At 66.5% G+C, this 9,602-nt stretch carries 7 protein-coding genes and 1 pseudogene; 3 read left to right on the forward strand and 5 right to left on the reverse strand.

Annotation, left to right across the window (positions count from 1 at the left end; genetic code table 11):
* Positions 1-385 (reverse strand): annotated as a pseudogene (locus tag FKP22_RS11975) (beta-ribofuranosylaminobenzene 5'-phosphate synthase); the annotation flags it as partial.
* Between the two features lie 199 nt (positions 386-584).
* Here FKP22_RS11975 and FKP22_RS11980 point away from each other — a divergent pair.
* The gene (locus FKP22_RS11980) at positions 585-974 is read left to right on the forward strand and encodes a 4a-hydroxytetrahydrobiopterin dehydratase (protein ID WP_141287722.1); all 390 of its coding nucleotides are present in this window, start codon (positions 585-587) and stop codon (positions 972-974) included.
* Positions 975-1,022: 48 nt separating this feature from the next.
* Here FKP22_RS11980 and FKP22_RS11985 read toward each other — a convergent pair whose 3' ends face one another.
* From FKP22_RS11985 to FKP22_RS12000, 4 genes are all read right to left on the reverse strand, one after another.
* Positions 1,023-2,660, reverse strand: a complete 1,638-nt coding sequence (locus FKP22_RS11985; protein ID WP_141287723.1) for a GMC family oxidoreductase — start codon at positions 2,658-2,660, stop codon at positions 1,023-1,025.
* On the reverse strand, positions 2,657-3,220 hold the full coding sequence (locus FKP22_RS11990) for a sugar dehydrogenase complex small subunit (RefSeq protein WP_141287724.1): 564 nt from the start codon (positions 3,218-3,220) through the stop codon (positions 2,657-2,659). The genes FKP22_RS11985 and FKP22_RS11990 overlap by 4 nt, the downstream gene beginning before the upstream one ends.
* A 10-nt stretch (positions 3,221-3,230) precedes the next feature.
* Positions 3,231-4,568 carry a cytochrome c gene (locus FKP22_RS11995; protein ID WP_231012097.1) on the reverse strand — a complete coding sequence of 446 codons (1,338 nt, stop codon included), beginning with the start codon at positions 4,566-4,568 and terminating at the stop codon, positions 3,231-3,233.
* Positions 4,569-4,699: 131 nt separating this feature from the next.
* Positions 4,700-6,259: a methyl-accepting chemotaxis protein gene (locus FKP22_RS12000; RefSeq protein ID WP_170200861.1), complete on the reverse strand. Its 1,560-nt coding sequence runs from the start codon at positions 6,257-6,259 to the stop codon at positions 4,700-4,702.
* Positions 6,260-6,445: 186 nt separating this feature from the next.
* Here FKP22_RS12000 and FKP22_RS12005 point away from each other — a divergent pair, with 186 nt between their 5' ends.
* Both FKP22_RS12005 and fusA read left to right on the forward strand, forming a co-directional pair.
* Entirely contained in the window at positions 6,446-7,120 is a 675-nt protein-coding gene (locus FKP22_RS12005; RefSeq protein ID WP_141287727.1) for a TetR/AcrR family transcriptional regulator, read from the forward strand.
* A gap of 196 nt (positions 7,121-7,316) precedes the next feature.
* Positions 7,317-9,425: an elongation factor G gene (gene fusA, locus FKP22_RS12010; RefSeq protein WP_141287728.1), complete on the forward strand. Its 2,109-nt coding sequence runs from the start codon at positions 7,317-7,319 to the stop codon at positions 9,423-9,425.
* Positions 9,426-9,602 lie beyond the last annotated feature (177 nt).

Consider the following 9,602-nt stretch of genomic DNA (forward strand, 5'->3'; position numbering starts at 1 on the left):
ACTGGGCGAACGCACGTGCAATCGCCAACGCGAGTTGGGTGCCGGACCCGAAGCCGCCGTGCGCCGGCAGCACCCGCAGCAGCCTCAGGTGCAGCGGTTCGAGGCGGCCGCTGCGCTCGCGCAGCGTGTGAAGGTAGGCGCTCGCGCGCGCCATCTGCGTGTCGCCTTCGGGCGTGTCGGCGGTGACGCGATCGGCAAGCGCGGCGCCAAGTTCGACCTCGGTCTCGAAGCCGTCGATGACCATCCCGATGCTGCCGAAGCGCCGTCCCAGTGAGCCAGATGGATCCAGAAAACCCAGGTGCAGTCGACCCGGCGCCCGCAGCGTGACTGTGTTGGAGAGATCGAAGTGCATCCGAGGCGGAACGGCGAGAACGGCATGGCCCATGGTCGTGACGCGCCGCCCTGTGAAACGGCATCTGCGCGACAACCCAAGAGCAATCTCCGTTCCTGGCCCCTCCGGGACCACCCACCCGGGCAAGGCAGGCGCCGATCCGCCCCGCTGTATCGCCAGAGGGACAGTGTGTCATGCGGCGCCACGAGCGGTAGCATCGGCGTCCCCTTGCTTCTTTCCACGGGAGACTGACATGACCAGCTGGCGCAAACAGACTGCAGACGAGGTCTACACCTCGGAAGAGATCACGGCACGCTTGTCAGAAGAGTTGCCGAAGTGGTCCTTTGAGGACGGCTGGATTCGCCGCAAGTTCAAGACCAGCGGCTGGAAAGGCACCTTGATGGTGGTGAACACGGTGGGCCACCTCGCGGAAGCAGCCTGGCATCACCCGGACCTCACCGTGTCGTATGCCTTCGTCACGGTCAAGCTGATGAACCACGCCGCCAAGGGCATCACCGACAAGGACTTCGAGCTCGCGAAGAAGATCGAGGAGGTCGTCCTGTGGCAGCCGGGCGCCGTGGAGGGTTCGGCGCTGCAAGGCACGCCCGACGATCCTCGTTTCAAGTACCTGAAGTACGACTGACCGCCCTGAGGCGCGGCGCTGCGGCGATTGGCCGCAGCGCGTCGTGGCTCAGATCTCCTTGAGCAAGGTCTCGGCAATGCGCAGGCTCAGCGCGGCGCCGGTCAGCGTCGGATTCATGCAGGAGGCCGAAGGCATCACGCCGGTGCCGGCGATGAACAGGTTCGGATGGTCGTGCGTGCGGCAGTCGCGGTCCACCACCGAGTCCTTGGGGTCGTCGCCCATCAGCGTGGTGCCCATGATGTGCTGGCGGTCCTGGTGGCTGGTGTCCATCTTCAGCACGTCGGCGTTCAGCAGCTTGGTCATGCGCGTCAGGTCCTTGACCGCGAAGTCTCGCCCGGCATTCCAGTAGTCGTTGACGCTGTAGTAGATCTCCGGCACCGGCAGGCCGATGCCGTCGAAGCGCTTCTTGCTGGGCACGATGCGGTTCTGCGGTTGGGCCTCGGTTTCCAGGTCCACCGCGATGTTGATCGAGCGCGCAGACTGGCGGCGGATCTCGGCGTCCAGCTTGCTGCCGAGCACGCCCTTGGCCAGCAGCGCGGAGGCGATCTGCGAGGTCGGCACGGTGTTGCGGAACTTGGTCTTGTAGCTGGGAATGTCCTTGCGGAATTCGCCGTCGCGGTAGTTCAGGTAGACCAGCAGCTCGGTCGGCCCCTGGCCCGGCCAGACGTCCTCGTTCATCATCGCGTTGACGCTGATGCCGGTGTGGCCCATCAGGTTGCGGCCAACCTGGTCGGACGAGTTGGCAATGCCGTTCGGGAACTTCTCCGAGGTCGACATCAGCAGCAGCTTCGGGCCTTCGATGGCGTAGGCGGCCAGCACGAAGTGGCGGGCCGTGAGGCGATGCGAAGTACCGTCGGGCTGCTTGTAGTTGACGGCGGTGATCTTGTTGTCCGCGCCGTGCTCGATCTTGTAGACCACGGCGTTGTCCAGCAGCTTGGCGCCGTGGCGTTCGGCCACGTCGATGTGCATCGAGCCGTCGTACTTGGCACCGATGGGGCAGACCGGGTTGCAGTTGTTGTTGCCGGCGCAGACCGGGCGGTTGCCGTAAGGCCGCGTGGCCCGGCCGTGCGGCTCGATCACCGGGTTGTAGCCGCCAGGCGCCAGCATCTCGGCCATGCGCGTCATGAAATACGGCTCGTTCAGGCCCTTCATTGGAAAGGGCTTGGAGCGTGGCGGCCAGGCCTGCCCGCCATGGCCGCTTTCGTCCTGCCCGTCGATGCCCGACACACCGAGTTCGGCCTCGGCCTCGCAGTAATACGGCTCCAGCTCGTCGTAGCCGATGGGCCAGTCCCGGCCACGGCCATAGAGCGTCTTCAGCTTGAAGTCGTTGGGGATCATGCGCCACAGCGCCGAGCCGAAATGCCAGGTCGTGCCGCCGACCACGCGCAGGTACTTGGTCGGGTACGACACTGGGCCGGTCTGCTGCAGGTAGTCGCCATAGGTGGACGGGATGTGCGGCGGGTTCGGGAACGGCGAGCCGGCGCCCTGGGCCTTGGTGTTGGCCAGCGAGAGCTTGACCGGCGAATTGCGGAAGGTCTCGACGATCTCGGCCCGGCGCACGCGCGGCCCGGCTTCCAGGATGATCACCGACTTGCCGGCCTTGGCCAGCCGGCTGGCGATCAGCCCGCCCATCACGCCCGACCCGATGACGATCAGGTCTGCATCAAATTCTTGGTTGCTGCTCATGCTGCTTTCTCGGTACTTGGTACCACCACCCCGACCGGCTTCTGGCCCCAGGAGTCGGGGCCGCCGCCGTAGCTGGGAATGACCAGCACGTCTTGCGTGGGCCGGTACATCAAGGCCTGCGCGTAGCTGATCAGCTCGGCGTCCGCGTCATTGCCGACGATGCCCAGGTACCAGGCCGAAACGATTTGCGTGATGGTCTTGCGCAGCGGCTCGCCCAGGTCCGGCCTGGCCAGCAGGCTGTCGACACTGGTTTCCTTGGCTTCGGCGACATAGCGCTGCAAAGCAGCCGAGGAGTCATTGAACTTGGCGTCATGGCGCGCCAGCGCAGCCTGGTAGCGCGTGGCGAGACCCGGCTCCAGCGGCTTGCCGCCGGTCAGGAATTCGGACAGGCGCAGGAAGTCCGCGCCAGCCGCGGCCGCGGCAAAGGCATTGGTCGTGCCCAGCAAGGCGGCGCCGCCCAGCGCGAAGGCAGCGCCTGCGACGGCGGCGCCGCCGATCAGTGCGCGGCGGGAAATGGGGAACGGGACGGGCTCGAAGCCGTCCTGGTTTGAGTGGCTCATGGCTTGTCTCCTAGCGGGCACGACGGCTGCGGCGAACCACCAGCACGATCAACAACAACAGCACGACCACGCCGCCCGGCAGGATCGCCGGCCGGATCATCGCGAGCAGTGGCGGCTTGCCGCCGGCGCGCAAGGTCTGCACGTCACTGGCGCTGACCTTCACCGCGGCGTTGCCGTGGTAGCTCAGCAGGTAGTTGCTCAGGTCGGCAATCTGCTGGTCGCTCAGACGGTCGGCGTAGGAGGCCGTGTCGCCGAATGCCGGCATGAAGTGGGCTTTGCCGTCGACCGTGCGGTCCACGCCCTGCAGGATGGTGGCGATCAGGTTGTCGGGCCGGTCGGCACCGAGGGCGGTGTTGTGGAACAGCGAGGGGTAGACGCCGTTGCCGCCGCCGCCCACCTGGTGGCACTGCGCGCAGCTGCCGCTGAAGACTCGCCAGCCGGCGTCGGCATCATTTGTCAGGCCGCGCATGTCGATCTCGGCCTTGGACGCTTCGCCATGGGCAAAACGCGGCCTGGCCTCGCCGTCGTTCACCGCCGGCGTCTGCTTCAGGTAGACCGCGATGGCCTTGAGGTCCTCGTCGGGCAGGTGCTGCAGGCTGTGCTCGATGGCCTCGGCCATCGGTCCGGCGGCCTGGGCCTTGCCGTCCACGCGGCCACTCTTCAGGTACTGCACCAGCTCGGCCTCGGTCCAGCCGCCAATGCCGCTGGTCGCGTCCGACGTGATGTTGGGTGCGAACCAGGGGCCGACCGAGCCGCCGGCCAGGAAGGACTTGCCCAGTTGCTCGGCCATCAAGGCATTGCGTGGCGTGTGGCAGGCGCTGCAGTGCGCCAGCGCGCCAGCCAGGTAGGCGCCGCGGTTCACCTCGGCGCTTTTGGAGGCGTCGGGCACGAAGCGCTCGTCCTTCAGGAACATGCTGTTCCATGCGGCCATCGAGAGGCGCAGGTTGAACGGGAACGGCAGCTCGGTCTCGGGTGCCTTCTGGTCGACCGCGGTCACGCCGTGCATGAAGTACGCATACAGCGCCTGCGTGTCCGCGTCGCTGAGCTGCGTGTACGAGGTGTACGGCATCGCGGGATAGAGCTGCGCGCCGTCCTTGCGCACGCCCTGGCGCAGCGCGCGCTGGAAGTCGGCCAGCGTGTAGTCGCCAATGCCGCCCGCCCTGGACGGCGTGATGTTCGACGCATAGATCGTCCCCAGCGGCGACGCAATCGGGTAGCCACCCGCGAAGGCCGCGCCACCCTTGGGCGTGGTGTGGCAGGCCGCGCAATCGGCAGCGACTGCCAGCTTGCGGCCCTGCTCGACCAGCGCCTGGTCTGGCGGTGCGGCCTGCGCATGGGCCGCGCCCATGCAGGCCCACATCACCCACCCCGCAGCCCCGGAAAAAAGAGGGGCCGTGAAACCTGACCGGATGAACCGCATCGTGTTGAACCTTGTTGTTGTTTCGCCCGACCCGCCCCTCGGCAGGCCTTCAATGCCACTCAAACCCGGGCCGGCGTGCCCACGTTGAAGACCGCCACCACATCGGCCAGGCGCTGCGCCTGCTCCTGCAGCGAGGAAGACGCGGCCGTGGACTCTTCGACCAGCGCAGCGTTCTGCTGCGTCATCTGGTCCAGGTTGGCCACTGCCTGGTTGACCTGGCCAATGCCGTCGCGCTGCTCGGAAGCGGCCGCGGCGATCTCGGCCATCAGGTCGGTGACGCGGCGCACGCCGGTCACGATCTCGTCCATGACCTGGCCGGCCTGGGCCACGTCGGCCGTGCCGGCCTCCACGGTCTCGGTCGACTTCACGATCAAGCCCTTGATCTGCTTGGCCGCCTCGGCCGAGCGTTGCGCAAGCGAGCGCACCTCGGATGCCACCACCGCGAAGCCGCGGCCTTGTTCACCGGCGCGGGCCGCTTCCACTGCCGCATTCAGCGCCAGGATGTTGGTCTGGAACGCGATGCCGTCGATCACGCCGATGATCTCGGCGATCTTGCGGGACGAGTCGCTGATCTGCTGCATGCGCTGCACCACGCCGCCCACCACTTCGCCACCGCGTGCGGCCGCCTCGGCCGCCGAGCTGGCCAGCTGGTTGGCCTGGCGCGCGGTATCGGCGCTCTGCCCCACGGTGCCGGTCAGCTGCTCCATGCTGGAGGCGGTTTCCTCCAGGTTGGCGGCCGTCTGCTCGGTGCGGGCCGACAGGTCATGGTTGCCGGTGGCGATCTGCGACGAAGCGCTGGAGACGGAATCCACGCCGTTGCGCACCTGGGTCACGACGGACTTCAGCCGCTCGACCATGCGCAGCAGCGCGCCCTGCAGCTGGGCCAGTTCGTCGTGGCCGACCACGCGCAGGCTGCGCGTCAGGTCGCCCTGGGCAACCGCCTCGGCCAGACGCACCGCGTCGGCCAGCGGGCGGGTGATGCGGCGGGTGATGACAAAGGCCAGGCCCGCGCCCAGCAGCACCGCGATGACCGTCATGCCGATGACCATCCAGCGGCTGTTGGCGTAGATCCGGTCGCTCAGGTCGTTGGCTGCCTCGGCGCCATCGGCGTTCTGCTTGGTCAGCTTGTTCAGGCTGGCCAGCAGCGCGTCATAACTGGGCACGCCTCGCTTGAGCAGCTGTTCGCTGGCCAGAGCCTTGTCGCCCTTGGCCATCGCGTCCTGCATGGCACGGTCGCTGTTCAGATAGGCGGCCCAGTCTTCCTGCGTGCGCGTCAGCTGGCTGCGTTCGTCTTCGGACTGCACCAGCCTGGCGTAGTTGGCCAGCTGCAGTTCGACGGCCTCGGCGGAGGACTTCAGCTGCTCGATGACGGCCGGGCGCTGCGCCTCCTCGGCCAGCAGGAAGCGGTACTCGCGGGTGCGCAGCCGGGCCACTTCCAGGCTGGCGGTCTGCGCGGCGCGCATCGAGGGCATCCAGTCGTCGGCCATGTCGCTGGCGGTGTCGTTGACACGGCCGAGCTGGACGATGGCCAGCACGCCCAGCGCGGTGGTGATCAGCAGCACGGCGGCAAAGGCGAGGCCCAGCTTGGCTCCGACGGAAAGGCGATGAAGAACTTGCATGAAGTGGGTCTCAATACAAATGGACAGATCCGGCATGCAAGGTGGCAAGCATGCCTGCTAATCGATATTGTTGTACGTGTACGTTAGTGACAACCCCACAAAAGCACAGGGGTTCTCGCCCATTTGGCCTAGAACCGACCTGCACTACCGTATCGGGCTACCCAAGATGGCTGGAACCGGAACCCGATGAACACCAAGGCACCGCGCAACAAACCAGCGACCGTCCGCCTGCGCCGCAGCCCGAACGAGATGGCGACGCTCAAGCGCGAGCTGCTGGAGCGAGCGCGCCTGATCTACCGCGACGAAGGCCTGGCCGCGCTGTCGATGCGCCGCATGGCGCTGGAGTTCAAGCTCTCGACCATGGCGCTGTACAGCTACTTCCCCAGCAAGCAGGCCTTGCTGGAAGGCCTGTGGCTGGAGATCTTCGAGGCGCTGCTGGCCGAGTTGCAGTCGGTGCAGAAGGGACGGCGCACGCCGCTGAAGCTGCTGGAAGCCCATGTGCGCAGCTTCCTGGCCTTCTGGGAGCTGCGCCCGGACCAGTTCCGCATGATCTACATGTCCCTGGTGCAGACCTCCGGCGCGGACGCGGTGGACATGGAACACCAGCCGGTCTACGCAGGCATGGTGCTGCTGACGCGCGAACGCGTGGCCGCCTGCGCGGCAACACCGCCCGGCGACGCAGCACTGGGCCTCAGCACCGACGCGCTGGTGGCGCAAATGCTGGGTTACCTGCTGCTCACCTTGGGGGTGGCGCGTTATCCGCTGTACGACCGGGATGCCTTGCGCGACCGCACGGTGCTGGACATCCTGTGCACGGTGCAGCAGGGCCTGGCCTCGCCAGCCCCGCGCCCGCGCCGCTGAGCCCAGGTTCATCGGCATCGCTGCCGGCACAAGTCCACAGGCCTGCAAGCCCGCATGACCGCAGGCGCCATGACACGATGCGCCATCTGTCGGCATACTGGTGCCCCGGCCCTTTCCTCGCGAAACGGCTGAAGCCAGCGTTTCGGGTCGCCAGACCCGGGACACCTCTCATAGGCCAACTTTCCAGGGTCGCATCGTGAGCCGCAAAACCCCCATCGAGCGTTACCGCAACATCGGCATCTCCGCGCACATCGATGCCGGCAAGACCACCATCACCGAGCGCATCCTGTTCTACACCGGCATCAACCACAAGCTGGGCGAGGTGCACGACGGCGCGGCCACGATGGACTGGATGGAGCAGGAGCAGGAACGCGGCATCACCATCACGTCGGCCGCGACGACCTGCTTCTGGAAGGGCATGGACCTGGCCCGGCCCGAGCACCGCATCAACATCATCGACACCCCCGGCCACGTGGACTTCACGATCGAGGTGGAGCGCTCGATGCGCGTGCTGGACGGCGCGGTGATGATTTACGACGCGGTGGGTGGCGTGCAGCCGCAGAGCGAAACCGTCTGGCGCCAGGCCAACAAGTACCGGGTGCCGCGCCTGGCCTTCGTCAACAAGATGGACCGCGTGGGCGCCGACTTCTTCCGCGTGCGCCAGATGATGATCGACCGGCTGAAGGCCAACCCGGTGCCGATCGTCATCCCCATTGGCGCCGAAGAGGGTTTCAAGGGCGTGGTGGACCTGATCAAGATGAAGGCCATCCTCTGGGACGACGTGTCCCAGGGCATGAAGTTCAGCTACGAAGCGATTCCGGCCGAGCTGGCCGAGCTGGCCCAGGAATGGCGCGAGAAGATGCTGGAGGTCGCGGCCGAAAGCAGCGAGGCGCTGATGGACAAGTACCTGGGAAGCGGCGACCTGAGCGAAGAAGAGATCACGCAGGCCTTGCGCACGCGCACCATTGCCGGCGAGATCCAGCCCATGCTGTGCGGCACCGCGTTCAAGAACAAGGGCGTGCAACGCATGCTGGACGCGGTGATCGACTTCATGCCCTCCCCACTGGACATCCCGCCGGTGCCTGGCCATGACGAGGACGACAAGGACGTGGTCCGCAAGGCCGACGACGGCGAGAAGTTTGCCGCGCTGGCCTTCAAGCTGATGACGGACCCGTACGTGGGCCAACTGACTTTCGTGCGCGTGTATTCGGGCGTGCTGAAGTCCGGTGATTCGGTGTTCAACCCGATCCGCGGCAAGAAGGAACGCATCGGCCGCATCCTGCAGATGCATGCCAACCAGCGCGAGGAAATCTCGGAAATCCTGGCCGGGGACATCGCCGCCTGCGTGGGCCTGAAGGACGTGACGACCGGCGAGACGCTGTGCGACCCGGACGCCATCATCACGCTGGAGAAGATGGTCTTCCCCGAACCCGTGATCTCGCAGGCGGTGGAGCCCAAGACCAAGGCCGACCAGGAGAAGATGGGCATTGCGCTGGGCCGGCTCGCCAGGGAAGACCCCTCATTCCGCCTGCGCACCGACGAAGAATCCGGCCAGACCATCATTTCCGGCATGGGCGAGCTGCACCTGGAAATCATCGTCGACCGCATGAAGCGCGAGTTCGGCGTGGAAGCCAATGTGGGCAAGCCGCAGGTGGCCTACCGCGAAACCATCCGCAAGTCGGTCTCCGACGTGGAAGGCAAGTTCGTGCGCCAGTCCGGCGGCAAGGGACAGTACGGCCACGTGGTGATGACGGTCGAGCCGCAGGCGCCTGGCAAGGGCTTCGAGTTCGTCGACGCGATCAAGGGTGGCGTGGTGCCGCGCGAGTTCATCCCTGCGGTGGAAAAAGGCCTGATCGACACATTGCCGAACGGCGTGCTGGCCGGTTTCCCGGTGGTGGACGTGAAGGTCACGCTGACCTTCGGCTCGTACCACGAGGTGGACTCGAACGAAAACGCGTTCAAGATGGCCGCGTCCATGGGTTTCAAGGAAGGCATGCGCAAGGCCTCGCCTGTCATCCTGGAGCCGATGATGGCGGTGGAAGTCGAGACGCCTGAGGACTACGCCGGCAACGTGATGGGCGACCTGTCCAGCCGCCGCGGCATGGTGCAGGGCATGGACGACATGATTGGCGGCGGCAAGGTCATCAAGGCCGAGGTGCCGCTGTCGGAAATGTTCGGCTACTCGACCACGCTGCGCTCGATGTCGCAAGGCCGCGCCACGTACACGATGGAGTTCAAGCACTACAGCGAAGCGCCCAAGAACGTGGCCGACGCGATCATCGCCGGCCGCGGCAAGGGCGCCTGAGCGCCTTCGACACCATGCCTGGTGCCAGGCGACAGGTCGAAATCAACGCTCCTTGCGCGGCGCATCCGGCGCCTGTTCGCCGCCACGCCCATTGGGCTCTCCGCGCCCCGGCTTCTCTGCCCGCTCTGCCCGCTCTGGTCGCTCCGGTCGCTCCGGTTTCTCTGCCCGCTCCGGCCG

This window comes from Ideonella azotifigens (assembly GCF_006519715.1).
GTDB lineage: Bacteria > Pseudomonadota > Gammaproteobacteria > Burkholderiales > Burkholderiaceae_C > Ideonella > Ideonella azotifigens.

Excerpts from the sequence above, each read along its gene's own strand:
- FKP22_RS12000 (WP_170200861.1), bottom strand. The coding sequence starts at position 6,259 with ATGCAAGTTCTTCATCGCCTTTCCGTCGGAGCCAAGCTGGGCCTCGCC.
- FKP22_RS11985 (WP_141287723.1), bottom strand. The coding sequence starts at position 2,660 with ATGAGCAGCAACCAAGAATTTGATGCAGACCTGATCGTCATCGGGTCG.
- FKP22_RS11980 (WP_141287722.1), top strand. The coding sequence starts at position 585 with ATGACCAGCTGGCGCAAACAGACTGCAGACGAGGTCTACACCTCGGAA.
- FKP22_RS11995 (WP_231012097.1), bottom strand. The coding sequence starts at position 4,568 with ATGGGCGCGGCCCATGCGCAGGCCGCACCGCCAGACCAGGCGCTGGTC.
- FKP22_RS11990 (WP_141287724.1), bottom strand. The coding sequence starts at position 3,220 with ATGAGCCACTCAAACCAGGACGGCTTCGAGCCCGTCCCGTTCCCCATT.
- FKP22_RS12005 (WP_141287727.1), top strand. The coding sequence starts at position 6,446 with ATGAACACCAAGGCACCGCGCAACAAACCAGCGACCGTCCGCCTGCGC.